Genomic DNA, 815 nt, shown 5'->3' with positions numbered 1-815 from the left:
GACGCGGGGTGGGGCCGCCGGCGCGGCGGTCGGGTCGTTTCCCGGGGTGGTGCGCACGGGTGGCCACGGCCTGCGCCTCCCTCTGCCGATCGGCGTTCCTCGCGCGGCGAGCGCGTGTCCGCCGCTTCCGGGCGGGGCACGCCGCATCACCCGTTCGGTGTGGGGTGCCGCCGTACGGGCGACCCTAGCACCGGCGCAGGACGGCCGGGCGGCGGGTACGGCGCCGTGACCGCGCTGTTGACCGGCCGTGACGGTGCCGCGGGGACGGGGGTGTTCGGGGCCCGCCGTGCCCGTCGCCCGCGGCCCCGGGGACACGGCTCGGTGCCGCGGCCCCGGGGTCAGGCGCGGGCCCGGGCGTCGATCTCGGCGACGAGGGCCTCGATCCGCTCGCGGATGGCGTCGCGGATGGGCCGGACGTCCTCGACGCCCCGTCCGGCGGGGTCGGGGAGTTCCCAGTCCAGGTAGGTGCGGCCGGGGAAGACGGGGCAGGCGTCGCCGCAGCCCATGGTGATGACCCAGTCGGAGGCACGCACGGCGTCCGGGGTCAGGACGGTGGGGGTGGCGGCGGTGATGTCGATGCCGACCTCCCCCATGGCCTCGACGGCGGCCGGGTTCACCCGGTCGGCGGGCATCGAGCCGGCCGAGCGGACCTCGACGCGGTCGCCCGCCAGTCGGCGCAGGAAGCCGGCTGCCATCTGGGAGCGCCCGGCGTTGTGGACGCACACGAACAGGACGGAGGCGACGGGTCCGGTGGGCTCGGGCATGGGTTCCGTTTCTTCCTGTTCTCCCCGGTCGACCCGGGGTCGGGGTCGGGG

1 protein-coding gene is annotated in these 815 nt (G+C 77.3%); it reads right to left on the bottom strand.

Going from position 1 to position 815, the window contains the following annotated elements:
* Positions 1-338: 338 nt before the first annotated feature.
* Positions 339-764 (bottom strand): arsenate reductase ArsC, encoded by a 426-nt coding sequence (locus FOE67_RS27335; RefSeq protein WP_182667496.1) that lies wholly within the window; start codon positions 762-764, stop codon positions 339-341.
* Positions 765-815 lie beyond the last annotated feature (51 nt).

Source organism: Streptomyces calidiresistens, assembly GCF_014141525.1.
In the GTDB taxonomy this organism is placed as follows: Bacteria; Actinomycetota; Actinomycetes; order Streptomycetales; family Streptomycetaceae; genus Streptomyces; species Streptomyces calidiresistens.
Note: the sequence above shows the minus strand (reverse complement) of the source record. Positions and strands in the feature narration are given on the sequence as shown.